Source organism: Paenibacillus sp. VMFN-D1 (assembly GCF_003386155.1).
Classification (GTDB): Bacteria; Bacillota; Bacilli; order Paenibacillales; family Paenibacillaceae; genus Paenibacillus_AQ; species Paenibacillus_AQ favisporus.
The window spans coordinates 2,894,479-2,920,177 of the sequence record NZ_QRDU01000001.1; the positions used below are offsets into that span (position 1 = coordinate 2,894,479).

The 25,699-nt window shown below is 54.7% G+C and carries 33 protein-coding genes; 10 read left to right on the forward strand and 23 right to left on the reverse strand.

Annotated features, from left to right (window positions below; all coding sequences use genetic code 11):
- Positions 1-83 precede the first annotated feature (83 nt).
- A complete protein-coding gene (locus C7820_RS13305; protein ID WP_116231279.1) occupies positions 84-1,316 on the forward strand; it encodes a nucleotidyltransferase in 1,233 nt (410 codons plus the stop codon).
- Here the strand turns inward: C7820_RS13305 and C7820_RS13310 are convergent.
- Positions 1,306-2,346 carry a SepM family pheromone-processing serine protease gene (locus tag C7820_RS13310; RefSeq protein WP_116231772.1) on the reverse strand — a complete coding sequence of 347 codons (1,041 nt, stop codon included), beginning with the start codon at positions 2,344-2,346 and terminating at the stop codon, positions 1,306-1,308. The two genes, C7820_RS13305 and C7820_RS13310, sit on opposite strands and share 11 nt — an antisense overlap.
- Positions 2,347-2,448: 102 nt before the next feature.
- Between C7820_RS13310 and C7820_RS13315 the strand changes: the two genes are divergently transcribed.
- Positions 2,449-3,681 (forward strand): nucleoside recognition domain-containing protein, encoded by a 1,233-nt coding sequence (locus tag C7820_RS13315; protein WP_116231280.1) that lies wholly within the window; start codon positions 2,449-2,451, stop codon positions 3,679-3,681.
- On the opposite strand, the gene coaD is transcribed toward C7820_RS13315, so the two are convergent.
- The 3 genes from coaD to C7820_RS13330 form a co-directional block, all read right to left on the reverse strand.
- The gene (coaD, locus tag C7820_RS13320) at positions 3,678-4,172 is read right to left on the reverse strand and encodes a pantetheine-phosphate adenylyltransferase (RefSeq protein ID WP_116231281.1); all 495 of its coding nucleotides are present in this window, start codon (positions 4,170-4,172) and stop codon (positions 3,678-3,680) included. The two genes, C7820_RS13315 and coaD, sit on opposite strands and share 4 nt — an antisense overlap.
- Positions 4,156-4,770 carry a 16S rRNA (guanine(966)-N(2))-methyltransferase RsmD gene (gene rsmD / locus C7820_RS13325; RefSeq protein ID WP_116231282.1) on the reverse strand — a complete coding sequence of 205 codons (615 nt, stop codon included), beginning with the start codon at positions 4,768-4,770 and terminating at the stop codon, positions 4,156-4,158. Before rsmD ends, coaD begins: the two co-directional genes overlap by 17 nt.
- A gap of 496 nt (positions 4,771-5,266) precedes the next feature.
- Positions 5,267-5,590, reverse strand: coding sequence for a WGxxGxxG family protein (locus C7820_RS13330; RefSeq protein ID WP_234489603.1), 324 nt, complete (start codon positions 5,588-5,590; stop codon positions 5,267-5,269).
- Positions 5,591-5,952: 362 nt separating this feature from the next.
- Between C7820_RS13330 and C7820_RS13335 the strand changes: the two genes are divergently transcribed.
- Both C7820_RS13335 and C7820_RS13340 read left to right on the forward strand, forming a co-directional pair.
- Positions 5,953-6,318: a hypothetical protein gene (locus C7820_RS13335; protein ID WP_181909015.1), complete on the forward strand. Its 366-nt coding sequence runs from the start codon at positions 5,953-5,955 to the stop codon at positions 6,316-6,318.
- Positions 6,319-6,459: 141 nt separating this feature from the next.
- Positions 6,460-6,786: an SPW repeat protein gene (locus C7820_RS13340; RefSeq protein WP_105443685.1), complete on the forward strand. Its 327-nt coding sequence runs from the start codon at positions 6,460-6,462 to the stop codon at positions 6,784-6,786.
- A gap of 232 nt (positions 6,787-7,018) precedes the next feature.
- On the opposite strand, the gene C7820_RS13345 is transcribed toward C7820_RS13340, so the two are convergent.
- The 7 genes from C7820_RS13345 to C7820_RS13370 all read right to left on the reverse strand — a co-directional run bounded on the left by C7820_RS13345 (position 7,019) and on the right by C7820_RS13370 (position 12,158).
- The gene (locus C7820_RS13345; RefSeq protein WP_116231284.1) at positions 7,019-7,258 is read right to left on the reverse strand and encodes a hypothetical protein; all 240 of its coding nucleotides are present in this window, start codon (positions 7,256-7,258) and stop codon (positions 7,019-7,021) included.
- 146 nt (positions 7,259-7,404) lie between these two features.
- Positions 7,405-7,518: a sporulation protein YjcZ gene (locus C7820_RS33670; protein ID WP_192714767.1), complete on the reverse strand. Its 114-nt coding sequence runs from the start codon at positions 7,516-7,518 to the stop codon at positions 7,405-7,407.
- Between the two features lie 124 nt (positions 7,519-7,642).
- The gene (locus C7820_RS13350; RefSeq protein ID WP_181909016.1) at positions 7,643-8,455 is read right to left on the reverse strand and encodes a glycoside hydrolase family 25 protein; all 813 of its coding nucleotides are present in this window, start codon (positions 8,453-8,455) and stop codon (positions 7,643-7,645) included.
- A gap of 178 nt (positions 8,456-8,633) precedes the next feature.
- Entirely contained in the window at positions 8,634-8,882 is a 249-nt protein-coding gene (locus C7820_RS13355) for a helix-turn-helix domain-containing protein (RefSeq protein WP_116231286.1), read from the reverse strand.
- Between the two features lie 54 nt (positions 8,883-8,936).
- Positions 8,937-9,590, reverse strand: a complete 654-nt coding sequence (locus C7820_RS13360; RefSeq protein ID WP_116231287.1) for an SGNH/GDSL hydrolase family protein — start codon at positions 9,588-9,590, stop codon at positions 8,937-8,939.
- 129 nt (positions 9,591-9,719) lie between these two features.
- Positions 9,720-10,310, reverse strand: coding sequence for an HD domain-containing protein (locus C7820_RS13365; protein ID WP_116231288.1), 591 nt, complete (start codon positions 10,308-10,310; stop codon positions 9,720-9,722).
- 177 nt (positions 10,311-10,487) lie between these two features.
- A complete protein-coding gene (locus tag C7820_RS13370; RefSeq protein WP_116231289.1) occupies positions 10,488-12,158 on the reverse strand; it encodes a glycoside hydrolase family 13 protein in 1,671 nt (556 codons plus the stop codon).
- Between the two features lie 237 nt (positions 12,159-12,395).
- Here C7820_RS13370 and C7820_RS13375 point away from each other — a divergent pair, with 237 nt between their 5' ends.
- The 3 genes from C7820_RS13375 to C7820_RS13385 all read left to right on the forward strand — a co-directional run bounded on the left by C7820_RS13375 (position 12,396) and on the right by C7820_RS13385 (position 15,635).
- The gene (locus C7820_RS13375; protein ID WP_076168358.1) at positions 12,396-12,821 is read left to right on the forward strand and encodes a hypothetical protein; all 426 of its coding nucleotides are present in this window, start codon (positions 12,396-12,398) and stop codon (positions 12,819-12,821) included.
- A gap of 114 nt (positions 12,822-12,935) precedes the next feature.
- Positions 12,936-14,921 carry a GTP-binding protein gene (locus C7820_RS13380; protein ID WP_116231290.1) on the forward strand — a complete coding sequence of 662 codons (1,986 nt, stop codon included), beginning with the start codon at positions 12,936-12,938 and terminating at the stop codon, positions 14,919-14,921.
- A 45-nt stretch (positions 14,922-14,966) separates the two neighbouring features.
- Positions 14,967-15,635, forward strand: coding sequence for a tetratricopeptide repeat protein (locus C7820_RS13385; RefSeq protein WP_116231291.1), 669 nt, complete (start codon positions 14,967-14,969; stop codon positions 15,633-15,635).
- Positions 15,636-15,701: 66 nt separating this feature from the next.
- Here the strand turns inward: C7820_RS13385 and C7820_RS13390 are convergent, their stop codons facing one another.
- The 5 genes from C7820_RS13390 to fabF form a co-directional block, all read right to left on the reverse strand.
- Positions 15,702-16,337, reverse strand: a complete 636-nt coding sequence (locus C7820_RS13390; protein WP_076168370.1) for a GDSL-type esterase/lipase family protein — start codon at positions 16,335-16,337, stop codon at positions 15,702-15,704.
- Between the two features lie 151 nt (positions 16,338-16,488).
- A complete protein-coding gene (locus C7820_RS13395) occupies positions 16,489-16,917 on the reverse strand; it encodes a GNAT family N-acetyltransferase (protein WP_116231292.1) in 429 nt (142 codons plus the stop codon).
- Between the two features lie 298 nt (positions 16,918-17,215).
- A complete protein-coding gene (locus tag C7820_RS13400) occupies positions 17,216-17,932 on the reverse strand; it encodes a class I SAM-dependent methyltransferase (RefSeq protein ID WP_116231293.1) in 717 nt (238 codons plus the stop codon).
- Between the two features lie 107 nt (positions 17,933-18,039).
- On the reverse strand, positions 18,040-18,486 hold the full coding sequence (locus tag C7820_RS13405; RefSeq protein ID WP_116231294.1) for a zinc ribbon domain-containing protein: 447 nt from the start codon (positions 18,484-18,486) through the stop codon (positions 18,040-18,042).
- A gap of 129 nt (positions 18,487-18,615) precedes the next feature.
- Positions 18,616-19,854, reverse strand: a complete 1,239-nt coding sequence (gene fabF, locus C7820_RS13410) for a beta-ketoacyl-ACP synthase II (RefSeq protein ID WP_116231295.1) — start codon at positions 19,852-19,854, stop codon at positions 18,616-18,618.
- Between the two features lie 249 nt (positions 19,855-20,103).
- On the opposite strand from fabF, the gene C7820_RS13415 reads away from it, so the two are divergent.
- A complete protein-coding gene (locus C7820_RS13415) occupies positions 20,104-20,952 on the forward strand; it encodes a helix-turn-helix transcriptional regulator (protein ID WP_076168387.1) in 849 nt (282 codons plus the stop codon).
- A 100-nt stretch (positions 20,953-21,052) separates the two neighbouring features.
- The gene (locus C7820_RS13420; RefSeq protein WP_116231296.1) at positions 21,053-21,352 is read left to right on the forward strand and encodes a hypothetical protein; all 300 of its coding nucleotides are present in this window, start codon (positions 21,053-21,055) and stop codon (positions 21,350-21,352) included.
- 119 nt (positions 21,353-21,471) lie between these two features.
- Here C7820_RS13420 and C7820_RS13425 read toward each other — a convergent pair whose 3' ends face one another.
- The 4 genes from C7820_RS13425 to rpiA are packed head-to-tail and all read right to left on the reverse strand — an operon-like array spanning position 21,472 to position 23,350.
- A complete protein-coding gene (locus tag C7820_RS13425) occupies positions 21,472-21,669 on the reverse strand; it encodes a YwbE family protein (protein ID WP_076168389.1) in 198 nt (65 codons plus the stop codon).
- On the reverse strand, positions 21,666-22,133 hold the full coding sequence (locus C7820_RS13430; RefSeq protein ID WP_076168391.1) for a MarR family winged helix-turn-helix transcriptional regulator: 468 nt from the start codon (positions 22,131-22,133) through the stop codon (positions 21,666-21,668). Before C7820_RS13430 ends, C7820_RS13425 begins: the two co-directional genes overlap by 4 nt.
- Before the next feature lie 57 nt (positions 22,134-22,190).
- Positions 22,191-22,655, reverse strand: coding sequence for a VanZ family protein (locus C7820_RS13435; protein WP_116231297.1), 465 nt, complete (start codon positions 22,653-22,655; stop codon positions 22,191-22,193).
- A 14-nt stretch (positions 22,656-22,669) separates the two neighbouring features.
- Positions 22,670-23,350: a ribose-5-phosphate isomerase RpiA gene (rpiA, locus tag C7820_RS13440; protein WP_181909017.1), complete on the reverse strand. Its 681-nt coding sequence runs from the start codon at positions 23,348-23,350 to the stop codon at positions 22,670-22,672.
- A gap of 112 nt (positions 23,351-23,462) precedes the next feature.
- Here rpiA and C7820_RS13445 point away from each other — a divergent pair, with 112 nt between their 5' ends.
- The gene (locus tag C7820_RS13445; RefSeq protein ID WP_116231299.1) at positions 23,463-23,660 is read left to right on the forward strand and encodes a hypothetical protein; all 198 of its coding nucleotides are present in this window, start codon (positions 23,463-23,465) and stop codon (positions 23,658-23,660) included.
- On the opposite strand, the gene C7820_RS13450 is transcribed toward C7820_RS13445, so the two are convergent.
- Genes C7820_RS13450 through C7820_RS13460 form a run of 3 tightly spaced genes read right to left on the reverse strand, consistent with a single transcriptional unit; the run spans position 23,661 to position 25,699 of the window.
- Positions 23,661-24,563 (reverse strand): GNAT family N-acetyltransferase, encoded by a 903-nt coding sequence (locus C7820_RS13450; protein ID WP_116231300.1) that lies wholly within the window; start codon positions 24,561-24,563, stop codon positions 23,661-23,663. It abuts the gene before it with no gap.
- Positions 24,564-24,588: 25 nt separating this feature from the next.
- Positions 24,589-25,269, reverse strand: a complete 681-nt coding sequence (locus C7820_RS13455) for an HAD family hydrolase (protein WP_116231301.1) — start codon at positions 25,267-25,269, stop codon at positions 24,589-24,591.
- The gene (locus C7820_RS13460; protein WP_116231302.1) at positions 25,262-25,699 is read right to left on the reverse strand and encodes a hypothetical protein; all 438 of its coding nucleotides are present in this window, start codon (positions 25,697-25,699) and stop codon (positions 25,262-25,264) included. The genes C7820_RS13455 and C7820_RS13460 overlap by 8 nt, the downstream gene beginning before the upstream one ends.

Consider the following 25,699-nt stretch of genomic DNA (forward strand, 5'->3'; position numbering starts at 1 on the left):
ACTGGATGCCATTCGTTTTATGATATATTTTATAACAGCCGTTAACCACGGGTGCCCAAAATGAAACGATGGAGCTGAAGACCATGTCCGCAGTCGGCCTGATTGTCGAATATAATCCTTTACATAACGGCCACGTCCACCATTATACCAGAGCCAAGGAAGTGACGGGTGCCGAGCATGCCGTCGCGGTGCTGAGCGGGCCGTTCCTGCAGCGGGGTGAGCCGGGGATCGTCAGCAAATACGCCCGCGCCGAAATGGCGCTGGCCATGGGTGCCGACCTGGTCATCGAGCTGCCGGCCGCATATGCCGTTCAGCCCGCCGAATGGTTCGCCTACGGGGCCGTCGCGCTGCTGAACGCCACCGGTGTCGTCGACAGCGTCTGCTTCGGAACCGAAAGCGGGACACTGGAAGTGCTGCAGCCGCTGGCCCGCATGCTGGCGCATGAAAGCGAAGAGCTTCAAGGCCATATCGCGCACTACTTGGGCCAGGGGATGAGCTACCCTTCCGCCTACGCGGCAGCCGCCGAAGCTCTGGCGGGGAGCGGCGGCTGGAAGGAGGATATTCTCCAGCTGCTCCACAAGCCGAACCATACGCTCGGCCTGCATTATTTGATCGCGCTCGAGCGCCTTGGCAGCCGTATGCGTCCCTACACCATCCCGCGCATCCACGCGGGATATCACGATGAAGTGCCGGGGCATACGTATATAGCCAGCGCTACCGCGGTGCGCCGCATGCTGCTCGGCCCGGCCCCTGACGAGGCCGCTCCGTATGTGCCGGCAACGACGCTCGCCATTTTGAAGCGAGAATTTGCCGCCGGACGCGGGCCGATCACCTGGGAATCGTTCCGGCAGCCGCTTCTGCATCTGCTGCTCACCACGCCTCCCGAGCAGCTCGCAGCCCTGCACGAAGTGACGGAAGGGCTCGAGCATCGCCTAGGCAAGCTGCTGCCGGCCCTGACGGGAGCCGATGTGGCCGGCCTGCTCGCCGCCTTAAAGACAAAGCGCTACACCCATACGAAGCTGCAGCGGATGCTGGTTCATATTTTGCTTCGGCACTCGAAGGAGCAGCTCGCTCCTGCGCGTCTTGCGGAAGGCCCCGGCTATTTAAGGATCCTGGGATTCAACAAGACGGGACAGGCTCTGCTCAAGCAAATGAAAAAGACGGCCTCCCTACCGGTGGTAATGAAGCCGTCCGCCTTCTCCCATGACCAGCTGGACCTGGACCTCCGCGCGGCGGCGGCATATGCGAACGCGTACGCCGCGCCGTCGCCGGACGATTGGTACCGCGACTATATGCAGCCGCCGGTCATGATTTAGCCTGCAGCTGGTTCATATAGTCCATCGCCTGCTCGAGGGTGCTGACCTGAACCAGCTTCATTTTCGTTTTAATCTGATCCGCTTTGGCTTTCGCCTCGTTATAGTTATCCTTCGGAACGAAGAAAATATCAGCATTCTCCCGGTCCGCCGCCACAATCTTATGCTGGACGCCTCCGATCGCCCCGACGGTACCGTTCTTGTCGATCGTGCCTGTGCCTGCGACCCGATAGCCCTTGGTCAGATCCCCGGGCGTCAGCTGGTTGACGATTTCCATCGAGAACATGAGGCCGGCGGAAGGCCCTCCGATCCGCGTATCCTTGAACTGGACCTGATGGCCCGGATCCTTCGTCTTGACCGTCTGCATCGTCGCTATGGTGACCCCGAGGCCGGCCCGGGTGCTTCCCGTTTTCTGATCCTTGATCGGAATCAGCTTCAGCTTCTGCTCCAGCGTTTTGCCGCTCCGAAGCAGCTTGACAGTGACCTCATCGCCCACGTTCATCGGTTTCAGAATGTCGGCGAGCGCCGTATTGTCTGGGACCGGCTTGCCGTTGACTTCCTCAATGCGGTCTCCGGGCTTGAAGTATTTGTTGTTCACCGAATCGTCCGGCGTCGAGAACACAAACAAATACTCAGGAACGATGCTGAACGGCACCTTGGCTTCCCGGTAAGCCGCCTCCATCGCGGAGGACTGGGAGTCGCTCATCATGTAGACCTGCTCCGCCGCATATTCATCCTCGCTCATATCCCCGAGTCTCGCCTGCTTCTTGGCTACCTCATCGTTCGGGTTGAACACCGACATGACGAGCATGGCGATATTGGCGTAACTTGCCGCCACCGTCGTCATCATGAAGGTTCCGCGCTCCTCCGTATCCCCTTTGGCAATCGACAGCATCGGCTTCACCTCGTTGGCGCTGCCCGGCTGATAAATAATGTATGGTGTCGGCATATATACGCACAGATACACCATGACCGCCACCACGAAAATGTACAGCAGAAGGCGCAAGCCCTCTCTTCTGCGCGGCCGTCTCATATTGTTGCCATCTTTCATTCCCATCCCTGCTCCCTGGTCTTATGGTTGTCTTCCCCGCATAGATTGGGTACTAGCTATGTTTACTCTTAAGAGGTGAAAATCATGAAAAAAACGACGCATCGTCCTTCTCCCAAAGCCATGACGCTTATGCTGGGAGCGTGCGCAGCAGCTCTCGTGGCCGGTATCGTCAGTTCCCCTGCCCCCGCTTTTCAGGCTTCCCTTCAAGGTCTGAACCTATGGTGGAAAATCGTGTTTCCCGGGCTTTTGCCTTTTCTCGTCCTGTCGGAAATTCTGATCGCGTACGGCTGGGTGAGCGCCCTTGGCGCTTTTCTGGAGCCGCTGATGAAGAAGCTGTTCCGACTGCCCGGCACCGGCGGCTGGGTCATGGCCATGGGGCTGACGACCGGTTTTCCGGGCGGTGCCCAGGCGGTTCAGCAGCTTCACGCCCAAGGCAATCTTCAGGCCGAAGAAGCGGGCAAGCTCGCCGCCTTATCCCACTTCTGCAACCCGGTGATGATTCTCGTCGTGGTAGCCACCGGTCTGATGCACGATCCGGCCCTGGGCTACGGCTTGATCGCCGTTCATTGGATCGCCGGCATCCTGGCCTATCTGACCGTCCACCGGCGCGTCAGAACGAAAGGAGCCGCCGCTGCGTCAGACAAGCCCAGGCAGCAGCGGCTGGAAGGCAACCCTGCCCCGCTGCCTGCCCGCGTTCTTCAAGCGGCGGAGGAAGCGCGCGCCAAAGACGGACGCAGCTTCGGCCGGCTGCTGGGCGACTCCGTCACGCATGCCGTCCAGGTGCTGATGATGATCGGCGGCTACATCATTATTTTCTCCGTTGTCATCCAAATTGCCGGCCGGGTGACGACCGCCCGTCTTCCGATTCCGGATTACGCATTATCAAGCCTCTTCGAAGTCCATTTGGGCGCCCGGGACATCAGTGCCGCCGCGTTTGCTTCCGGTGGGCTGCAGTGGTCCGTTCTGTCCGCTCTCCTCGGATTCAGCGGCATCAGCGCCCTGCTGCAGTCCATGTCCCTGATCCGCAAAACCGGGGCTCCGCTTATGCCCATGGTCTGGACCCGGCTTCTACACGGGGCGTATGCCTTTGCCCTGACATGGTTGGCCTGGGCTCCGCTCGCCGCATTGTTGGGCCGTATTCATCCCGTCTATTCCGAGAGCGGCCCGTTCAGCGGCAGCCGCGGCCCGATCGAGGATCTGTGGGTGCTGATGCCCCAGGTGCTGAAGTGGCAGGGACTCCTGCTCGCCTCCATCCTCGGCGCCTTAATCGTCCTTCTGATTGTGGTTCCCCGTCGTTCCAAAACGGTCCGGCGTTAAAATTTACTGCGCAGCGCCTTCTCCACTTCCGGCGGAACCAGATCCGTCACGTCTCCATGATAGGCTGCGATCTCCTTGACGATGCTTGAGCTGAGATAGGAGTACTTCGGATTCGTCATCATAAAGACGGTCTCCGCCTCCGGGTTCAGCTTATGATTGGTCGACGCCATCTGCATCTCGTATTCAAAATCGGTGACGGAGCGAATGCCGCGCATGATAGCCTGGGCATTCTTCTGCCGCACATAGTTGGCCGTCAGGTCGCGGAAGCTGTCCACTTCGATATTCTGGATATGCCCGGTTACCTGCCGGATCAAATCCATCCGCTCTTCTACCGTAAACAGCGGGTTTTTGCTCCGGTTGTTGAGCACAGCAACGATCAGCACGTCAAACTGCTTTGCGGCCCGCTGGATGATGTCGAGATGCCCCATGGTCACCGGATCGAAGCTGCCCGGATATACGGCAATGCGCTGCTTGCTATTCGTTTCGCTCATCTTGCCCTCCTGCCCGCGGATCGTCGTCTGACGAATCTGCTGTATGTTCTTCGTATCTATAGATCGATACGGCCGTTTCACCGTACACCGCATGCCGGATGCAGGTAAACGAGCCGAACTCGGCGGGGTATTCGTAGCCTGACTCATGCTCCAGAACAATGACCGCGCCTTGCCGCAGCATATGCTTGTCCTGCATAAGGAGCATGAGCTCGTCCCCGTTCTTCATCCGGTACGGCGGATCCAGAAAAACAGCATCCAGGACCAGCCCCCGCTTTTCCAACGCCTTCAGCGCCCGGACCGCATCGTTCCGGTACACTTCCGCTTGTCCCTCCATCTTGGTCGCCTTGAGGTTCGCCCGAATCGTCTCAATGCTCTTCGGGTCCATGTCGACGAGCACCGCTCGTTCCATGCCCCGGCTGAGCGCCTCGATCGCCAGTCCCCCGGTTCCCGCAAATAAATCGAGAACGGTCCCTCCGTCAAAATAAGGCCCGATCATGCTGAAAATCGCTTCCTTGACCTTGTCGGTCGTCGGGCGGGTACCCATGCCCGGCACCGCCTTCAGCGGTCTGCCCTTTGCGCTTCCCGAAACAACTCTCACTTGCTTTTCACCCATTCTATCGATGAAACCGCAGTTTCACTTGATCTGTCCGTATTCCGTTATTCTTCATCCTATGGCGTCATATCATGCCCAAATTTCGCGAGGGATATCGAATTTTGCGGAATACGAAATTATGACGATATCGTACCACAATCCCCGCAAGTTTGAAAAATGGCCCTTGAGGGATTTTTCATCTTTTTTGGAAAAGCAATGTATAAAAACAATCTGCCTGGGAATGCTTAAATTATCGACATCAAACGAATGTCGTAGACAACCGCGGAGTAAGCTTACGTTTCCCCATAAGCTCTTCGTCCGGTTTCTCCTCTCCCATGAGGGCGTCCCGCAAGGGGCGCCCAATTTTATTTGGTTAACTTCCGATTGTATTTGTATCAGAACGCGCTGCACTTGTGCGGTTTGTTCCTAATCAAAAAAAGCACCCCGTCAGATCACAGAATCTGCAAGGGTGCTTTTGCTTGATTATGGGATGCCGAGTCGCTTAGGAGTGCTCGCGGTTTCTTCCGCGGAGTCCAATCAATCCAAGCAGGCCAAGAAGTCCAAGCCATCCCCAGTCCATGTCGTTGTTGTCATTAGCTGCGTTGGTACGGATCGTATTGTTATATCCGTTGTTGGTACCGTAGGTGCCGTAAGTATTGTTCATACCGTTGGTGCCATAGGTTCCGTTTGTGTTGTTGGTGCTGTATGTTCCTGTAGTTCCCGTAGTGCCAGTGCCAGTACCATTGCCATACGCAAATGCAGGTACGGCAACACTCATGGAAATGCAAGCTGTGAGCAGGGCTGCAGCGATACGCTTCTTCATCATTTTCACCTCCAGGTATAAGACTTCAATCGTAAGTTTCCCAAATGAGATATCACCTATGCAGTCCGCAGCCCGTATCTATTTCATCCCATGGAATATTTTGTATTTCCCGTTTTACGCAAAAAAATGACCCTGTCACAGCGCCAAGGCTGTCAGGGTCCATTCCGTACAATATATATCAAAGGGGGTTATATATATAAATATACAAACCATTTGTGAATGAAACATTAAAACAGCATTATGCCAGTATTAATTTTTGATGACTGTTTGGTTACGGGGCATGCGCCTATTTTTACAGGGCACTTATCACGATTTTCGCCTTCCGGCATACGCTGTTTCCATAGTTGAAAATGGGAGGCGTTAGAATGTCTTTAACTACTGGATCCCCTTATTCCTATTATCCTTATCCTTATTCCTATTATCCTTATTCTTATCCCTATCCTTATCCATACTACTCTCCTTATCCATATCCCTATCCTTATGCCGGATATCCCTATTTTGGCGGATACGGAGGATACGGAGGGTACGGGGGATACGGGCATGGCGGGCACTACGACGGTTTTGGCGGCCATGGAGGCTACCCGGGCATTGGAGGTCATGGAGGTTATCACGGTGGCGGAGGCTATGGCGGCCCCGGTGGAGGACACGGCGGGGGACCTGGCGGCCATCGCGAACCATTCGGCAGTGTGCAGGATGATAGCGATTCCTTCATCCCGCCTTTCAGCCAATGAACGAGTCCGGGGTAAGGATACCATTTTCCAGGATCCAATTGACTCCAGATGTTAATTTGTGCAGCGGGTCATGAACTGGAATTATTTGCATATGATTTTTACGTATCCTGATGTTGGCAATATATAACCGGAGGTGTGTGTATGAAGCTCAGAAGCGTAGACAACACGATTGTCGCTCTGATTGGCATTTGGTTTATTATCGCTCCCTGGATTTTCGGGTTCTCTGACGATAACGGCGCATTGTGGACCAGCGTCATTATCGGTGCCGTTCAGCTGATCGCCTCATTGTGGGCGTTCTCCAGTTCGGGATGGGGCTCCTGGCAAAACTGGATTTCGCTTCTTGCCGGAGTTTGGTTCATCGTATTCCCTTTCGTTTATTCCGTAGATACAAGCGCATTATGGACCAGTATTATTCTTGGTGCCGTAACGGTGCTTCTCAATTTGATCACGATGGGTGCCAAAGATTAAACCCGAAGCAGAAAAGCCGCGGATCCGCGTACCTTAGAACAGTCCTTGTTACAATCAACTTAAGTTCTTGTTTTTTCTTCCTAAAAAATAAAAGCCAGATCAGCCAACACCAGGCACCATGAGCAAATGACTGCAGCCGAGAGCATAGCAAAGCGCAGGCTTGTCCCATTTATAGGGGAGGAACCTGCGCTTTTTTCTTTTTCTGATCCTGTCCGTAAGGAAAGCCGGACTGTTACGGCCGGTATTTCTTTTCGCTGGAGGAGGAATCTTTGGTGTGCTCTTTATTCTGCTCGTCCTTCATATTTTCGGTTAAATCCTCCACGGGGATCGGATCCACGTTGCGTTCGCTTTCGAAGCGGTCGAACAGGCTTTCGCGCTCGGTGGCATACTGTTCCGGATGATCCATGCGTGCATGTTTTTCCTTTTCATCACGATTCACGGGCTCCTGCCGGTCCTTGTACTCCTTGTCCATGTTTCATCACCTCTTGGAGTACAAATACCCGGCTGCCCAAAAATGAATCACGCCTGAAAGTATGTACAGGCTATAGCATCCAAAGAAAGCCACCTGTCTACGGCAGGACGCCGAAAACAGGTGAGCGAACTATATTTCAGTTGACGTTATATCCAGAAAGAACGGGTAATGATGACCAACAAAATAAAGAGGACCAAAATTGCACCTGTCGATGCGAAAGGATTTACGCCGCAGCCATAACCTCCAACGACTCCGCTCATTTCATTCCCTCCCTCCGGGTTCATACTCTTATAGTATGAAAGCCCGCTCCCCATGGTCTGGTCAAAGACCCAATTTTCATGGCGAGAGCACAGCCTATTTTACGCGAAGGGTACGTTAAACCAATCAGGATTGCTTCTTGCCCAGGACATTCTGGGTATACTTGAGCAAAATGCTGCCCAGCGTCCCGATATCAACCGGATCTTCGGCCTTCCAGTCGGAACTGATTCCCACCTGGTCGATCAGCCATTGTCTTCCCGACTCTTTCCACTGCGGAGCCGTTTCGCTGGTGTTCGGCGTTGGATTGCTGTATGCTGCCATTAATTCCGCCTCGCTTCCTTTATACTCATTCAGGTCAACGTCGCCGCTGATCCCCGGCACTTTGCCCTTGTTGGTATACTGGATAAATTCCCAAGCTTTCCAGCCCGCCTTGTTGGCTGGCGTACCACTGCTGTAATAGGCATACCACAGCGGGTAAGAACCGAGCGACGAATCCAGGTAAGAATCGATAAAGCTTGGAAACGTATAGATCATCAGGGTTCGGCCAGTCCGCTGCTTGAATTGGGTTCCCCACGTATTCACGATCTGGCTGATCCGCGCCTTGGTCTGGCCTTCCTTCGTTTCGATATCCAGCACAAACGGCAGCTTGAACGCGGACAGCCCTCCGGCACTTTCGATCACCTGAAGAAAATGATCCACTTCGTTCTTGACATCATCCGGTGAGGCCGCACGGGTAAAATGGTATGCCCCGACGAGAAGCCCCTCGTTTTTGGCATCCTGCACGTTAGCCCGGAAGCGGTCGTCGACGATCCGTGATCCCTCCGTCGCTTTAAGAAAGGCAAACGAATATCCCGCGCCGCGGACCTTCTTCCAATCGATGATGCCCTGCCAATGCGACACATCTATGCCTTTGGCGTGGGTTGCGCTCCGGCTTTGCACTGACAACACCTCCATTCGGATTACCTTTGCGGCATATATGGCTGATTGTAAGGTTATTTTATCCATATGTCATAAATGCACAAACGTATGGACAATCCAGACCCATTTGCAAAATGTGCTCCAGCCCTTCCCGTAAAAAAAAAGAAGCCCCGTTAAATCAGAGCTTCTTCCCCGAAATTTAATGCTGAATCGGTTCCGCCAAGGGCCGATCGATCGTCAGCGTTTCCCTTGAGCGGCCTCGTTGATCCATGAGCCCGGATTCCCCGTGCTCGCGGTATTTCCTCATCCATACCTTTAACCGGCCGATGTCGGCGATGCCTAATGCGGCCGCCACTTCTTTTTTGGTCATCCCCTGAAGACGCATATGTACGGCCTTCCGTTTAGTATCCAGGCTGTATGAGCTAAAAACTTGCCCCTTCTTGGCCATCCGTATCACCTCAACCTATATATCGGAAGGCAGGGCAACTTTTTCAATATTAACTTACCAGCTGAAGCCGACCGCTTTCAAAAATTCTCTGGCCAGCGTCATATGTCCGCGGGATCCCGGGTGGACACGGTCCCAGTTCGTAGCCAGCGAAGACAGGTAGACATGCTCCGACAACGCGTCGAAAGCAGCCTGCGTATCGACGAAGATGGCGTCAAATTCCTCGGCAACTTTTTTGACAACGGCACCATAGACGTCCATCGTTGCCCGCATCGGGTCGTTCACGTTCGGATCGAGGTAATATGGAGTCATCAGGACGAGCCCCTTCAGCTTCGGCCGTGTCGTTTGTACCAGTTCCCGCAGGGTCGCTTCATATTCGTCCAAATACACATGCTGATCCGGATTCTGCGGACGGTCGAATTGGCGCCACACATCGTTGGTTCCAATCATGATCGAAAGCCAGTCCGGCTTCAGGTCGAGCACGTCGCTCTCCCAGCGCTCCTTCAAATGGCGGACGGTATTCCCGCCGATTCCCGTATTCAGCACCCGGATGTTAAGCTGCGGGTATACCGCGCTCAGCAGCGCGTCGACTTGTGCGACGTAACCGCTGCCCAGCTGGCCGAAGCCGCCTTCCCCGACCGGCCGGACGCGGCCGCAATCCGTAATGGAATCCCCAATAAAGAGTAATGTATCATTTTGGCTCAGCTTCATCGCTTTAGTCCCTCTCCTTTTTGCGTTCAGGCAAGTAATATGTAGATCGCAGTTCGCTTAGCAGTTACTATCATTCTATCACATTGGCGGGGACCGTCTATACCGAAAAGTCCCTTATTCTATTCGGTATCAGGGGCGGAGATACCCCTGTTTGACCGCATCGTCGATCAAGTGCTGAACCAGCGAATACAGGTCCGGGAGGTCCTCCTGCAAAAAAACGATCCGCGCCCGGACGCGGTCTGCCGTAACTCCGTGTTCCTGCCACGCTTTTCCCCCGGTAAAATAATTGTGAAGCAGCGGCTGAATCCGGTCCATGGCCGCCGCATAGCCCGATTCCAGGGTTTCCCGCTGCTCGAATTCGAGCCACAGGGCCAGCATTTCATCACGCTGATCCACGGGCAGAAGCCCGAAAATCCGCTTGGCCGCGACCATTTCCCGCTCGAATTTCCCCTCTTGGCCCCGCTCGTCATAAGCGAAGGTGTCACCAGCATCGATTTCAACCAAATCGTGCACCAGAAGCATTTTCATGACCCGAAGCAGGTTTACCTTGCGCTGATCCAAATGCTCCTCGAGCAGCCACGCCATGAGCGTAATATGCCAGGTGTGCTCCGCATCATTTTCGTGCCGGGATTTGTCCATCAGGTACGACTGGCGGTAGATCGTCTTCAGCTTGTCGATTTCCCTGATAAATTCGATCTGCCGGTTCAAACGTTCATTCATGAATAACAACCTCCTATACGTTAGGACGAACATATCATATCCAACAGTCCATGACAAAACGGACACGCTTCGGGCATTCCCGGCAATTCTTTTCTCCCTTTAACAAAGAAAGACCCGGCCATGGCCGGGACGCTTTCCTTCATCGCGAGAGTATATTTTGAGAAGTTAGTTCTTTCATTACGTGAACATCCGGTAGACTCTTGCCTCATAAGGGCGCAGCTGCTCGGGTTCCATTCCGTCTTCGGGATAGTTGCCGATGATCAGCTCCCGTTTCATGCCGCTGTACCTGTCGTCAAATTCAAGGATCGCAGCCGCTTCCGAAAAATTCAAAGCGATAAGCCATATCACCTCGCCCAAAGTACGGGTATACGCATAAATCTGCTCGTGATCCTGCAGCAGGAGCTGGTAATCCCCGTATACCATCACGGGATTCTGCTTGCGCAAAGCGATCAGCCGCTGATAATAGCGGAAGACCGAATCCGGATCGCTCATCGACGCTTCCGCGTTGATTTCCTTGTAATTGGGATTGATCCGGATCCAAGGCGTACCTGTCGTAAACCCAGCGTTAGGCCCGGCGTTCCACTGCATCGGCGTTCTCGCATTGTCCCTTCCCTTGGCATGAATCGCCTCCATGATCGTTCCCGGATCCGCATTTCCCTGCGTGACCCGTTCCTCGTACATGTTCAAAATTTCAATATCCCGGTAGTCCTCAATACTGTTAAATTGGATATTCGTCATGCCGAGCTCCTCGCCCTGATAAATGTAAGGCGTGCCTTTAAGGGTGTGAAGCAGCGTAGCGAGCATTTTAGCCGAAGGAACCCGATATTCACCGTCATTGCCGAATCTCGACACCATCCGCGGCTGGTCATGATTGTTGAGATACAGGCTGTTCCACCCGTCCTCCGCCAGCCCGGTCTGCCATTTATGCAGCACGCCGCGCAGCTTCTGCAGCGTCCATGGGACCACGGTCCATTTGTCGCCGTCGCCCGCATCGACGTCCATATGCTCAAATTGAAACACCATTTGCAGCTCTTTCCTGTCCGCTCCGGTATATTTCAGAGCTTCTTCCACCGATACGCCCGGTGTCTCTCCAACCGTCATCACATCGTATTTCGACAGCACCTGCTCGTTCATCTCCCGCAAATAGTCATGCACATACGGGCCGTTCATAAAATAAGGGCTGCCGTCTCCAAGTCCGTCCTCCCCGTCGTCTGGAAGTCCCGGAACTTTGGAAATCAGGTTGATGACGTCCATGCGGAAGCCATCCACGCCTTTATCCAGCCAAAAGGTCATCATCTCGTACACCGACTGCCTGAGCTTCGGATTGTCCCAGTTCAGGTCGGGCTGTTTCTTTGAAAACAGGTGTAAATAGTATTCTCCGGTCGTGTCATCATACTTCCAGGCCGACCCGCTGAAAAAGGACCTCCAGTTGTTCGGCGGCATATTCCCGCCTTTACCTGGGCGCCAGATATAATAGTCGCGGTATGGGTTGTCCCGGGATGAGCGGGACTCCGCAAACCAGGCATGCTCATCCGAGGTATGGTTGACGACCAGATCCATAAGCAGCTTCATTCCGCGTTCGTGCAAGCCGTCCAGCAGCTGCGTCCAATCCTGCATCGTGCCGAATTCGTCCATGATCTCGAAGTAGTCGCTGATATCATAACCGTTATCGTCATTCGGCGACTTGTAGACCGGAGAGAGCCAGATGACGTCTACCCCGAGCTCCTGCAAATAGTCCAGCTTCGACACGATCCCTTGAATATCGCCGACCCCGTCGCCGTCACTGTCTTTAAAGCTGCGGGGATAGATCTGATACACGACGGCTTCTTTCCACCACGTGCGTTCCATATTCGTCACTCCTCCCATTTTGCATATACACCGCCAATGCCATACTCGCGGCAGCAGAATTCCATCCTTTTATGCTTACCCCAACCAGGGCGGCCTATAACGAAACAGCGTGTAAACCGTTATCCGCTGATTTCCCAAATTGCATATGGAACAATTTAACAAAAGAGGTTATAGTACGATAGGGGTCTACCTTATTAAAAGAAGTTCTATATGGACTAGTGCGAAAGGCGGTACACAATGGATTCATTCATCAAAAAATTAGGCTTATGGATCACTGCCGTTTTGTTGATCGTGGTTGCCGGCGCCACACCTGCCTTGGCTGCATCCGCTTCCGGCTGGAATGTCAAACTGGTGAGCGTTCAGTTGGTTAAGAACGAGCATGTTGGCAATGAGTGGTACTACACGGCTTCTGTGAATGGTAAGGAAGTGGAGGAGGGCAGTTCCGTAACCGTCAAAAACGTGAGTTCGATCAACCTGTACGCCTACGCCGAAGAACAGGACAAGATCCCGGACGAAGGCAAAGCTCAGAAATCGATTAAAGTCAGCACGCTGACAAAGAAAACCCAGCTGGTGGAGATGAAAGTGACGGTCACGGAGAACCGGGGCCGATATTCGGGAAACCAGGCCGTATGGAAATTCACCTTTCAACTCTCGAAAAAATAAAACGGTTTGCAATCTTTCGGAGTCCTTGAATTCGTACGAAAAAGGCTGCGGATCGTCCCCCCATGCTATAATAGAGTCACTATAATCCGAAGCATACGGGGTGGCATCAGCGCTATGACGACCAAAGAAACGAGAAACATCGGCATTTTTGCCCATATCGACGCGGGTAAAACGACCACGACCGAGCATATGCTCTTTGAGAGCGGCACGATCCGCACATTGGGCAGCGTGGATCAAGGAACGGCGCTGACTGATTCGCTCGAAGTCGAGCGGGAGCGGGGCATCTCCGTGCGTGCCGCCGCGACCACGCTCCATTGGAAAGGCATACATATCAACGTCATCGACACGCCGGGCCACGTCGATTTTCTATCCGAGGTGGAGCGGTCGATGCGCGTTATGGATGGGGCCATCCTCATCGTATCTGCGGCCGAGGGCGTTCAATCCCAGACGGAAACGGTGTGGCATGCGCTCCAATCCTTAAACATCCCGACGTTAATTTACGTAAACAAAATGGACCGGACCGGCGTGTCCGCCGCTTCCGTCCTGGATGAAATCAAACGGCTCCTCTCTCCTCACGCCGTCCCGCTTCAAATTCCGATAGGTGAAGCAGAGGACTTTGCCGGCATGCATTCCATTCTGGACCCCGCCAAGGATGGGGAACTTGAACGTCCGGAGTACGTACAGTTGGTGGAGGCCTGCGCAGATGTGGATGAAGAGCTGCTTTTGCGGGTTATCGAAGGGGAGCCGGTTGCACCGGAAGAGCTGCGGAGTATGCTCGCCCGGCTGACCCGTCTGGGCCGGTTATTCCCCGTCCTCTTCGGCTCATCACAGAGGGGCATCGACATCCGGGAGCTGCTTGATCATGCCGCAACATATTTGCCCGGGCCAACCGGCGATAATGAAGGAGAGCTGTCGGGCGTCGTGTTCAAAATCGAACGGGACAAAACGATGGGACGCGCCGCCTACGTCCGGCTCTATAATGGCACTCTGAGAAACAGAGACGCCGTCCGTAATCTGACGCAGGACGTTCAGGAAAAGGTAACCCAAATCCGGAAAATGGACGGGCGCAAATTCGCAGATTTGGGAGAGCTTCATGCCGGAGATATCGCCGCGGTATACGGCCTGTCCCAATCCAAGATCGGCGATATACTGGGCAGCAGCGAGCTCATCCCCCCTTCCCCTTCCATCGCCGTACCGCTGCTAACCGTTCAGGTGCAGCCCGAGGAAGAAGCGCGCTATCAGGACTTGGTAGAGGCGCTACAGGAGCTCACCGACGAGGATCCGCTGCTTGATCTGCAGTGGCTTCCTAGCGAGCGGGAGCTCCATCTTAAAGTGATGGGCTCCATCCAGCTCGAAATTTTGTCCAGCCAGCTGGAGAGCCGTTTCGGCCTGAAGGTCCGGTTTGGTCAGCCTTCCGTAATTTATAAGGAAACGCCGAGTCAATCCGGTGAAGGCTTTATCGCCTATACGATGCCCAAGCCGTGCTGGGCCGTGCTCCGGTTCACGATCGAACCGCTCCCCCGCGGGAGCGGCCTCGTATACAGCTCCCAGGTACGGAGCGAAGATCTGCTAACGAGCTACCAGAACGAGGTGGAACGGCGTGTGCCGGAGGCCCTGCAGCAGGGGCTGCTAGGTTGGGAGGTCACCGACCTCAGGGTAACCCTCGTTGAAGGAGAGCATCATGTATGGCATACGCACCCGCTCGATTTTGTCGTCGCCACGCCGATGGGCATCATGAACGGCTTGGCCGCGACGGGCACGACCCTGCTGGAGCCGATGCTTCGGTTCCGCATCACCACCCCTGAGGAATACGGGGGCAAAATTCTCAGCGACCTGGTGCAGATGCGCGCGGAATTTGAGCCGCCTTCCATCCTGCACGGACGCTTTATGGTCGAAGGCATCATTCCGGCGGCGACTTCGCTCGAATTTCCGGTGAAGCTGCGGTCCATGACCGGCGGCCGCGGCGTGATGGCTTCCTCTTTTGCCGGATATCAGGAAGCCCCGCCGGAAACCAATGCCGCCCGCCAGAGACGGGGCGTCAATCCGCTGGATCAATCGAAATACATTTTAAGCGTACGAAGCGCACTGTCGAGCCAATAGGCTGCTCGCTGCAGCCTGGCCCGGCGTTTTTCATAAGGAGGATTTATGTTTATTAAAATCGCCCTGTTTTTCATACTGGCCCGGCTGCTCGGAAACCCCTTCCTGGCCATCCTTGTCCTGCTGATCATCGTCTACTTGCTGGACAGAAAATTTGTGGGCATTTTTCCGAGCGTGACCAAGCCCTTTAAACGGATGAACCGGATATCCAAGCTGAGAGCCCACGTGACGATGAGCCCCAGTGATGTCTCCTCCAAGCACGAGCTCGCCCGCCTGCTGATCGAACGGAAAAAGTATCCTGAGGCGCTCCGCCTGCTGGAATCCATCGAAACCCAGTCTGAGGATTCTGCCGAATATTGGGATGACCTCGGTACCGTCAAGCTCAAGCTCGGGCGCATCCAGGAGGGTGAGCAGCACATCCTGCGCGCGCTTGAGCTGAACCCCCGCGTCAAATACGGCCGCCCTTATCTGAGGCTGGCGGATATTTATAAGAGCACCGACCAGGCCAAGGCCGTGAGCTACGTGCAGGAATTCCAGCAGATCCAGTCCTCCTCCTGCGAGGGCTACTACCTGCTCGGAATGATGTACAAATCCCTTGGCCGGATCCAGGATGCCAAAGCGGCGTTCCAGGAATCGATCGATCTGTACCGGGCGCTGCCCAAGTACAAAAAGCGCCAGGAACGCAAGTGGGCCGTCCTCAGCATGCTTCGCAAGTGAGTGCGGGGCCGGAGCAGCAAAAAAACAGACCCGATTGCCGGGTCTGTTTTTTGGTGCCGGGCTGCTTTAGGCCAAAGGCCGGTACCCCAACCCGTTAAGCTGTTCCGCAATCACTCGGTACCCCCTGCCGTTGGGATGCAGATGGTCAAGCGACAGCAGTTCCCTTTCCCTTCCCTGAAAGGAACCGTAAATGTTGGCCACCCCCAAGTTTCCGCCGGCGTATCCGTTTAAAAAACGGTTATACTGCTGTACCCAGTAACCCGCCTCTTCAACCTGCGGGTACGGGTTGTACAAGCCTACGGCGCGAATAATGTAAGGGCCCTGGCCCCCGCCTTTTAATTGGTTGATCGTGCGAAGAATTCCCGACACATTCGTTTTGCACTGGCTCAGCGCTTGGTTGAAATGCTGGGAAGCCTTCGAGCCGAACGGTGCGCTTTTGGCCGCCCGGATCAGATCGTTGCCACCAATTGAAATCGTAATGATCTCCGCCTGCTTGATCGCCTGCCGCATCGCTCCATTTCTGGAGATGTGCTCATACAAGCCTGACGTCGTCAACCCGTTTACACCAAAATTTTCATAAGCTACAAAAGCTCTTACATGCTGCTCCGCCATCCCCCGATACACTGGAACAAAACCGTTTCCCGGCAAGGCTCCAAAACCGACGGTCAATGAATCCCCTATCGCAGTGTATGAATACACCAAAGCCTTCGCCCCCCTTCTGACTCATAAGCTGCTTACTGCAGTATATGTATCCGGGCCCGGGAGCGAAACGGGACCATGCGCGGGAATTTTGATTTTAAAAACCGGTCCCTTTCCGGAACCGGCTCTCGTTATTTTCATTCGATATGCAGTTTTATTCCTCTTCCTCTTCGGCTTCGTAAACGCAGCGGAAACGCTCCACTCCCGGAAACAGTTCGCCCAGGCTGTGCACCTCAAATCCGATGCTGCGGTAAAAGTCGACCGCCTCCTCATCCGTCTCCGCTACGACCCTGGCGGGCTTTTCCTGCGCCAGCACTTCCAGGATCATGCCCCTTCCGTACCCGAGCCCGCGGTTTTCGGGGATGACCGAAATATGGCGGATCAGCAAGGTATCATCCATCTTTTCAAAACCGATCAACCCGACAAGAAGTTCCCCGTCTTCAAAACCGTACAGCTGCCAGGCGTCGTTGGCCTCGTACTGCTGGATCGCCTGCTCAATCGACCGGTCATCGGGAAAAACCGCATAGGAGATGAGCTCCATCGTCTCCGGCTTGCGTATGTAATTTTTGATATTTAACAGCATAAATTCTGCCTCCTGTAAATTCACATTCACTGCTCTGCCCTATCATGGCAAAAAGAATTCTGTTTCGTTACTGTACCTTGTCTGCGCGTAAATTTCAACCGGACCGAAACTGCAGGGTGGGCCAGGATCAAGCAGAACCCCTCCTGACGTCTCCATGTCATCGCGTTTCCAACCCTAGCGTATTTGCGCGAAAAAAAGCCCCGTCAGCCGCTGGCTGTCATGGGGCATTTGATAGATCTCATATCTTGATCAAACAGTTAATTGGCGTATGAGGGCTGCCGCTGCACGCACATCGGTTTTATCGGATCTTCTGTGCGGCAAACGTGATCAGGGAACAGCGAAAGTCGATGCTTCGCCCATCCTTCATTTCCTCGATGCTCTGCGGTACCACGCGTTCGATCAGCATATTCCAATCCCGGTAATGCTGCTGAAGTAACGCCATAGCGTCCTGCTGCGCCAAATTGGTTTCGATTAATCCCTTCCGAACTTCCCCGGTTACCCGGTCGACTTCCTCTACGTCCGTGCTCATGGTGATACAGTGGATCCCGCCGGTCCGCGTCCCGCGCTTCATCCGGTCCAGCACCCGTTCCAGGGCGTCACGCGATGACGTATGCTCCAGTGCCGAGCACGCAATGATGTAATCGTAGGCATTCGCCTCGATCGCGTAATGCTCCACATCGGCGGCCTCAGATTCAACCAGCTCCTGTACACCGAATTCCACTGCGTTTTCCTTAAGCTTGGCAGCGGCATCCTCCAATAGATCCACCCCGACCACCCGGCTCCGGGTTCCGCGCAACCGCTCGGCGACCGGAATCGAGTTGCGGCCAACGCCGCAGCCGAGATCCAGCACCTGCGCATCCTCGCGATGCTGGAGCAGCCGCTCCAGCATTTCCATGACGACCGGTCCCGGCTGAGCCATCCAGGTACCCTGTTCAAACAGATCGTTATCTTCGTAAAAGCGCTGATGGTACTCCGCTTCCGAAGCCCTCGCTGCTTCAAAATGTTCTTTGGTCATCGGCCAGCCTCCTTAGTTAACAAGCTTCTACTTAAGATATACCCAAGGAAGGAGCCCCCGACCAGGCTGGCAGCCGAATTTCTTCTAGAAAATGATGGCGACACGCATTAAAGAAAGTACTTCACGGCAATCACGATCAGACCGAGAACCATCAAAAGCTGCCCGGCGATCCGTTTATCCGGATCGCCGAGAACGACGGCCACCCCTCCTACGATGAGACCGGCCGGAGGAAACACCACCGTCGCCAGAATCAGCAAAATGATGGACACCGCGCTTGGTCTATACGGATCTTCTTCCGGCTCTTCATAAATCGGAGCAGCGGGCTTTTTATAGATCATCGTCCCGCAAAACTTGCACTTTCTCGCCCCCGGTTCGAGCTGTTCACCGCATGCAGGGCAGATGCTCTCATCGCGTCCGAGCGATATGTCCGCCCCTTTGTCGGCATCCGGAGTTCCGGCCACTTCGGCATTCTGCAGGGAACTGCCGCAGCGTACGCAGGTCCACGCCTGCTCCGGATTGGATTCCCCGCACTTCGGACAAATTTTGACGGCCAATTCTCATCCCCTCCAATTATGGGTTTCTGACTTATGGATAGATATCCCCATCATACCATATCGGTCCAGAGGACCGGGACTCGAGGGATTGGCCGCTAAAGAGAAGCCCGGGAAGGGATACGCCCTTGGTTAAGCTTCGAATCGCTTCAAAACGATAACGGCGTTATGACCGCCAAAACCGAAGGAATTGGATATGCCGATCTTGACTTCAGCGGTGCGCGCGGTATTCGGAACATAATCCAGATCGCATTCCGGGTCCGCTTCCCGCAGATTGATCGTCGGCGGAATCACGCCTTCCAGCAGCATCTGTACCAAAGCGATGGCCTGAGCGCCGCCGGAAGCCCCAAACATATGCCCGAGCATCGATTTGTTCGCCGTCACCGGCACACGGTAAGCCGCTTCGCCGAACAAGCGCTTGATGGCCTGCGTCTCGGACTTGTCCCCGACTTCCGTACTCGTGGCATGAGCGCTGACCACATCGACGTCCTCCGGACGGACGGCGGCTTCCTGAAGAGCAAGCCTCATCGCATTGTAGGCTCCGATACCTTCCGGATGGGAAGCGACAATATGATAGGCATCCGAAGTCGCCCCATACCCGGCTACCTCCGCATATATGCGAGCATTCCGGCGGCGGGCGTGGGACAGTGACTCCAGCACCAGGATGCCCGCGCCTTCGCCCATGACGAACCCGTCGCGGCCAGCATCGAACGGTCGGCTTGCCAGCTTCGGATCCCCGTCCCATGCCGATAGGGCCGTAGCATTGCCGAAGCTCGCCATCGAAATTTCGGAAATGGCCGCTTCCGTTCCGCCGACGATCATGACGTCCGCACCGCCCGAGCGGATCAGCCGGAACGCCTCTCCGATGCTTGTATTGCCGATCGAGCATGCCGTAACCGGCGACATCGTAGGTCCGGTGAAGCCGAACCGGATGCTGATCGTTGCCGCGGCCATATTCGAGATGATCATCGGGACGAGCACCGGGCTGACTCGTTCCGGTCCCCGGGAACGAAGAACGTCCCCCTGCTCCATCAATGTCCCAATGCCTCCGATACCGGAGCCGACGTACACACCCGTCCGCTCCTTATCCAGGCGGTCCAGGTCCAGTTCCGCATCCTTGAGCGCATCTTCAGCCGCTGCCAGCGCAAACTGGCAGAAGCGGTCCATCCGTCGGGCTTCCTTGCGGCCGAACCTTGCCTCCGCATCAAAGTCCCGTACGATGCCGGCGACGGAAGCCTTCATGCGGGACGTATCAAACGCATCGATCCGGGATATTCCCGACTCGCCTCGAATCATGGCATTCCAAAAGCCGGGTACCGTGCTGCCCAGCGGTGAAACCAGCCCCATTCCTGTAACGACAACCTTCTCCATCTGGTATTCCTCCCAAACTCAAATTATGATATTATCTTTCCATAGCATTTATCCTATTACAAGTTATAGTTTATCCTAGTATAAGCAACACCATCATAATGAACACCATCATAAGAAACACCCGAATGGGAAGGAACCTACGATGGAACTTATCATTGGATGTGCAAATAGATGTGCAAATAGAACTGAATCTAGATCTACAAATGGATCTGCAAATGGGTCTTAACTTTGAAAGAGGTGCAAGAACAGATGAATCAGCAGGCACGGCTTAATGCGCTTTCCGCTTTTCTGAAAAACCAGCGGGCCAAGCTGCAGCCGGAAACAGTCGGACTTCCGCAGGGCACCCGCCGGCGGACGCCCGGACTCCGGCGGGAAGAAGTGGCACAGCTCGCCGGGGTCAGCAGCACCTGGTATACTTGGCTTGAACAGGGACGGGACATCAAAGTGTCCGCTTCGGTGCTCGACTGCGTCGCGTCCGCGCTCCGGCTGACAGCGGACGAGCGGAAGTATTTGTTTTCGCTCGCCCTGGAGAGCGGCTCTGCTGCCGCCCCGATTCAGCAGGAGCACCCGCAGATCAGCCCGGCGCTGCAAAAAATCGTGGACGAGCTCCACTACTGTCCAACGATCATCTCCGACCGGCGTTTCCAGATTGTCGGCTGGAATGAAGCGGCCGCCCACGTGTTTCTCGACTTTACCCAGATTCCGCCCGAGGAGCGGAACCTGATCCGCCTTCTGTTTACCCGTAAGGAGATGCGGAGGCTGGCGGTTAACTGGGAGCATTTTATTATGGGGTTTCTGTCGATTTTTCGCGCGTACTACGGCCAGTACGTCGATGATGAATGGTATGAGCAGTTTCTTCGGGAAATGGAGAATACCGACCCCGAATTCCTGACGCTGTGGAAACAGAGCCAGGTCAGCTCGGCGCCGGAGGTGCTGATTGAGTTCAGGCATGCCAAAGCCGGAAAGATGCTGTTCGATTTAACGTCGCTGCAGGTACAGGGCGGCAGCGATTTGCGCTGCAGCATCTATACGCCGTGCGCCGGATCTCCGACCGAAACCAAGCTGAAGCGCCTGATGCAGCGTACGGCAGACGCTTAATCGGCAAGCAGGAATTTGCCAGGCTAATAACTGGAAATGTGCGAAGACGTACGAATCATATCCGAAGACGAATGACGAAATAGATGGGGATGAATACAGGATGGCTTTTGGAATTAACCGCATGGAACTGAACCGGTGGAAGGAGGCGGTCAGCCGGGGAGAAATCGCGTATTTGACGCACTACTGGCTGGACCCGCGTTTTCCAGGGATGACGACGGTTACCAAGGTCGGCTGCTCGGATTTGGACCGGCTCGCCGGCTGGTGCGTCAGCCACGGACTTTCACCGAAATATATACACAACCGCTCTCCTTTTCCCCATTTTGACCTGCTCGGGCCAAAACAGCGCGAAATTTTGCGCAAAGAAAAGCAGTGGGATCAGGTTGAACGGTTTCATCTGTGACCGTCCGAGGAATAACGGTCACCAATATAAAGAAAAACAGCCGCTCCCGCCCTTCCGGCGGGCAGCGGCTGTTTTTCATGCTTCAGCACGACTGCCAAGATTGTTCCGTTCCTAACACTTTATGGCGTGATAATTTCCTGCACCCGGCCGACCTGCCCGTCTGTCAGCCTGACCTTAATGCCGTGCGGATGCTGGGCGGAATTGGTGAGGATATCCTTCACGATGCCGCGTGTCCTTTTGCCTGTACGCTGGTCCTGCTTCAGTACGATATCGACCTCGAGTCCGGGCCTGATGTTTGCGCGAAGCTGTCCGTTCATATAGCCCCACTCTCCTTGAATTTCCGCTCTGCCGACAATCCGAGCTTACGCAGAAGCTGAATCGCCTGCATCTTCTCTTCGCTGTCCAGATCTTCCACCGCGCGGACCAAAACCTGCTGATGCTGAGGAAAAATACTCTGGAAGAATGCTCTCCCCTCATCCGTCAGATCTGCAAATATGACCCGCCGGTCGTCCGGCGACGCCTTGCGGACAAGCAGATTCTTTTTCTGCAGCTTATCCGCCACGTACGTAATGTTCCCGCTGGATATCAATACCTTCTCCCCGATTTTTTGCAGTGGTTGGGGCCCTTTGTGATACAGCAGATCCAGGACTCCAAATTCCGTTGAATTCAAACCGTGGCTTTGAATATCACGAATGGAGTGGGCAACTACTGAATTATAGGCGCGGGCAAGGACAATAAATAAATCCAGGGACAATTCATCGTTGCTAGTTTTACCAGCCATGTAAAAACCTCCAAACGCGCTATCTTAATGCTAAGATAATCGAAAGACGCGATGATGTCAAACCTTTGTTCCTCTTTTTGTACCGATCCGTTCCCGCCAAATGCTGGAGATCATCCATCCGATCCACACGCCCGCCGTATTCAGGATCACGTCATCCACGTCAAAGCTGCCGACCCGCAGCAGCATCTGCGCCCATTCCACGACCAGGATGGACGAAACGAAGACGACCGTAAGCACAAGCCACGACTGCAGCTTCTGGATCAGCAGCGGCAGCAGGAGGCCGAAAGGAACGAACACCGCCATATTGCCGAACAAATTGATGATCCATATTTTCGGGGACATGGTCCAGCCATACTGAATGTACAGCCGGATCGTCCGCAAAGGAATCACATTATAATGAAAGGATGAACCCGGGCTCCGTCCGAACCCCAGGAACATCCAATAGAGGAGAAGAAGCGTATAAACGACGATCAACACGGTTAGCAAATTTCGCCATGCAGCGGACAATACCGGTTGTTTCATGAAATGCGCCTGACCTACCGGTTTAACGGACGCTCCATGATTTTAACCGTTCCGTCGCTGCCGGCGATGACCGCCCGGTCCGCCATTCCGATGAACAACCCGTTGTCCACCACGCCCGGAATGTATAACAGCTGCTGATGAAGCTTCGCAGGGTCGGCAATTTCCCCGAAGCGGCAATCGGCGATATAGTTTCCGTTGTCGGTAACGTACAGCTGGTCGTTATCGGTGCGCAGCTGCGGGCTGCATCCGAGCTTCTCCAGCGATCCCAGCGTCCATTCATGCGCAAACGGGATGATCTCCACCGGGAGGGGAAAAGCGCCCAGCGTATTCACTACTTTGTGCTCATCGGCAATAATGATCAGCTGCTTGCTGTGGTAGGCAACGATTTTTTCCCGCAGCAGAGCCCCGCCCCCGCCTTTAATCAGGCTCAGTTCCGGATTGACTTCGTCTGCACCGTCAATAGTCAGGTCCAGCCCGTCCAATTGGTGAAAAGGCACCAGCGGAATCCCTTCCTCGGCCGCCAGCTTCTCCGAAGCCTTGGAGGTCGCCACGGCCTGTATCGTCATCCCTTCCCTGACGCGTTCACCGATTCTCTTGATCGCCCAGTAAGCGGTGGAGCCTGTCCCCAGACCGACACGCATGCCGTCCTCAACGTATTCAACCGCTTTTTCCGCAGCCATTTTCTTCAGATTCATATTCCTCATCATCTCCTTGGTATAGTGGATGGGCCGATTCGGTTATGGACCTGCCCTTCAAGACTGGTATAATCATCATGGTACCGTAACAACTGCACATGGAGGGTTATCAATGAGAACCGAAAACCAGATTAAATCCAAAATGAACGAACTGCTGATGCAAAAAAAGTCGCTGCTCTCCCGCATCCAATCGGCTGAACCGGACACGCCGGTCCACGCCTCGCTGTCTGCCCAGCTGCTCCGCGTCGAAGACATGCTGACCATGCTGGAATGGGTCTTAAACGAACCCACAGGCAGCTATCATATGTAACTATTCGCCCGCCCGGTCGAATACATACACGATGGAATCCGCCGCCGGCTCGTAGCCGATATTCATGTAAATATGGTTGGACACCGGATTGCTGAGATCCGTGTACAGGCACGTAAACTCGTAATCACTGCTCAGGAGCCGCCGGGTCAGTTCGGCTACGGATGAGCTTGCATAACCCCTGCCGCGCAGCTCGGGTGGCGTGTAAACCAGCGCTACCACGATACCGCGCCGGGTCGGGCGCGATTTTTGGACCATGGAGACCGGTCCCCCATCATCCCAAATATAGAGGGAAGACAAGGTGACTCCCCTTCTGGCAATCCGCTCGGCGTCCTCCTGCGGGATCGGCTCCAGCGCTTCGCGGCTGAAGTCCAGCACCCAATTCGTAATGAGCGGTATATCGTCAGGTCCCGCTTCCCTCAAATGTCCTCCGCTTTCAGGAATAGGGTTAACATTCGTACAGCGGTATATCCGCTGATTCATTCCGACATGGTAGGAGATGCCGGTCTTGTCGCGCCACACCTCCACAAACATTTGAGCGGTTGACGTTAACCCGATAATGCTGGGGATTTGGGATACCTCACCCTGACGGATGATATAGTCCACCGCCTCGCTGCAGCAAGCCCGAAGCTGTTCCGGGCCGCCGACTTCATCGCTTGCGTACAGAATCAGATGCGACAGCGTCTGGATGAGTATGAGCAGGGGCTGCTCTCCGCTTTGAACCGTCGCCAGAAACAGCCGGCTGCTTCCCTCCCCATGCCGCGGAATGCCGCCTTCTTCTTTCATCGTGTCTACCAACCGGTACAGAATGCCAAGCGGAAGATTGTTCAGCAGTTCATTCTCAAGCAGCACCGGCTCCGTATGCTCCAAAAATGCTTCCGGATCCTGAAATTGAACGACGTGCATTCGCCTTCCCTCCTTCGCCTCTTGTTTATCCTTTGCCCTGATTTAACCTGCCGATCAGCTCCGCCACTTGAAGCGGCGAGGTGAACCGATAATCGGGAACCGGGAGAAGATTGCTGCTCTGAATCGTTTCAAACCATATCGCACCGCCAATCCGGGTGCCTGCCGCCCGTCCGGCTGCCATATCGGCGTTGCTGTCCCCGATAAACAGCATATCTTCCGGCATTACGCCGAGCACGGCCATCGCCCTATCGATGCCCTCCCGATCCGGCTTGGGACGGGTAAGCTCATCCCCGGCAAAGCCTACGGTGAAATAAGACCCCATAGCGAGCTTTGCCGAAGAAATGTCGAGCGATCTGCGGCTTTTGCCTGTGATGATGCCCATCGGAATGGACATGTCCTGCAGCCGGTTCAGCATGCCGCGGATTTCTTCCGAAAGCGTGAGCATCCGGTCGTGATATGCGTCGTAGATCCGATAGTAGTCATCAATAGCTTCAGGAAGTGACTCGTGAGATTTCAAAACCTGGCTGATAATGCCTTCCTCTGTCGGTCCAAACCAGGCCATGATCTCTTCGTTGCTGTACTCCTTCGCGGTATACTTGCGGAATACTTCCTGAAACGCATAAAAAGACAACGGCAGCGTATCCGCCAGCGTGCCGTCGAAATCAAACAACACCGCCCGAATCGGCCGCTTTGTCAAGTCATCCACTGACCAGCCCCCCTGACGCGTTTAACTTGTGTTCCAAACGGGCGACAGCCTCTTTCTCCTCTTCGCCGATGACCGCTTCCATGACAGGAGACGCCGTCTTGAGCCGGCCCTTCGCGAGCACGTCCGCCAGCTTAGTCTCCATGATGCCGGCTGCTTCGGACAGCTTCAGCTCCCTTTCCCCGGTTACCCTGCCTAAGTACGCATACATCGTTCCTTGAGGATCCTCATACGAAATTCGATAAATCGGGGTGAAACGGCTGTTCTCCTCTTCATCTAAGCGGCTTGTCACCTGCACCGTATAGGTGTAGTGAATCGGTCTGGGGCCGGGCTGCTTCTTCTGTTCTGCGATGATTTTGGAATTTTTCCAAGCGAGCACGCCCGCTCCGATCATGATGAGAATACCTATTCCGAATGCAAAATACACGAACAC

Coding starts and splice junctions, on each gene's coding strand:
- C7820_RS13340 (WP_105443685.1), top strand. CDS start 6,460: ATGAAGCTCAGAAGCGTAGACAACACGATTGTCGCTCTGATTGGCATT.
- C7820_RS13380 (WP_116231290.1), top strand. CDS start 12,936: ATGACGACCAAAGAAACGAGAAACATCGGCATTTTTGCCCATATCGAC.
- C7820_RS13360 (WP_116231287.1), bottom strand. CDS start 9,590: ATGAAGCTGAGCCAAAATGATACATTACTCTTTATTGGGGATTCCATT.
- C7820_RS13370 (WP_116231289.1), bottom strand. CDS start 12,158: ATGGAACGCACGTGGTGGAAAGAAGCCGTCGTGTATCAGATCTATCCC.
- C7820_RS13310 (WP_116231772.1), bottom strand. CDS start 2,346: ATGAGACGGCCGCGCAGAAGAGAGGGCTTGCGCCTTCTGCTGTACATT.
- C7820_RS13395 (WP_116231292.1), bottom strand. CDS start 16,917: ATGCTGTTAAATATCAAAAATTACATACGCAAGCCGGAGACGATGGAG.
- C7820_RS33670 (WP_192714767.1), bottom strand. CDS start 7,518: ATGAGCGGAGTCGTTGGAGGTTATGGCTGCGGCGTAAATCCTTTCGCA.
- C7820_RS13425 (WP_076168389.1), bottom strand. CDS start 21,669: ATGAACGGACAGCTTCGCGCAAACATCAGGCCCGGACTCGAGGTCGAT.
- C7820_RS13345 (WP_116231284.1), bottom strand. CDS start 7,258: ATGGACAAGGAGTACAAGGACCGGCAGGAGCCCGTGAATCGTGATGAA.
- rpiA (WP_181909017.1), bottom strand. CDS start 23,350: ATGAATCTGAAGAAAATGGCTGCGGAAAAAGCGGTTGAATACGTTGAG.
- C7820_RS13415 (WP_076168387.1), top strand. CDS start 20,104: ATGAATCAGCAGGCACGGCTTAATGCGCTTTCCGCTTTTCTGAAAAAC.
- C7820_RS13355 (WP_116231286.1), bottom strand. CDS start 8,882: ATGGCCAAGAAGGGGCAAGTTTTTAGCTCATACAGCCTGGATACTAAA.
- C7820_RS13400 (WP_116231293.1), bottom strand. CDS start 17,932: ATGACCAAAGAACATTTTGAAGCAGCGAGGGCTTCGGAAGCGGAGTAC.
- C7820_RS13445 (WP_116231299.1), top strand. CDS start 23,463: ATGAGAACCGAAAACCAGATTAAATCCAAAATGAACGAACTGCTGATG.
- C7820_RS13450 (WP_116231300.1), bottom strand. CDS start 24,563: ATGCACGTCGTTCAATTTCAGGATCCGGAAGCATTTTTGGAGCATACG.
- C7820_RS13430 (WP_076168391.1), bottom strand. CDS start 22,133: ATGGCTGGTAAAACTAGCAACGATGAATTGTCCCTGGATTTATTTATT.
- C7820_RS13335 (WP_181909015.1), top strand. CDS start 5,953: ATGTCTTTAACTACTGGATCCCCTTATTCCTATTATCCTTATCCTTAT.
- C7820_RS13420 (WP_116231296.1), top strand. CDS start 21,053: ATGGCTTTTGGAATTAACCGCATGGAACTGAACCGGTGGAAGGAGGCG.
- C7820_RS13375 (WP_076168358.1), top strand. CDS start 12,396: ATGGATTCATTCATCAAAAAATTAGGCTTATGGATCACTGCCGTTTTG.
- C7820_RS13330 (WP_234489603.1), bottom strand. CDS start 5,590: ATGATGAAGAAGCGTATCGCTGCAGCCCTGCTCACAGCTTGCATTTCC.
- C7820_RS13385 (WP_116231291.1), top strand. CDS start 14,967: ATGTTTATTAAAATCGCCCTGTTTTTCATACTGGCCCGGCTGCTCGGA.
- C7820_RS13365 (WP_116231288.1), bottom strand. CDS start 10,310: ATGAATGAACGTTTGAACCGGCAGATCGAATTTATCAGGGAAATCGAC.
- C7820_RS13305 (WP_116231279.1), top strand. CDS start 84: ATGTCCGCAGTCGGCCTGATTGTCGAATATAATCCTTTACATAACGGC.
- C7820_RS13435 (WP_116231297.1), bottom strand. CDS start 22,655: ATGAAACAACCGGTATTGTCCGCTGCATGGCGAAATTTGCTAACCGTG.
- coaD (WP_116231281.1), bottom strand. CDS start 4,172: ATGAGCGAAACGAATAGCAAGCAGCGCATTGCCGTATATCCGGGCAGC.
- C7820_RS13315 (WP_116231280.1), top strand. CDS start 2,449: ATGAAAAAAACGACGCATCGTCCTTCTCCCAAAGCCATGACGCTTATG.
- fabF (WP_116231295.1), bottom strand. CDS start 19,854: ATGGAGAAGGTTGTCGTTACAGGAATGGGGCTGGTTTCACCGCTGGGC.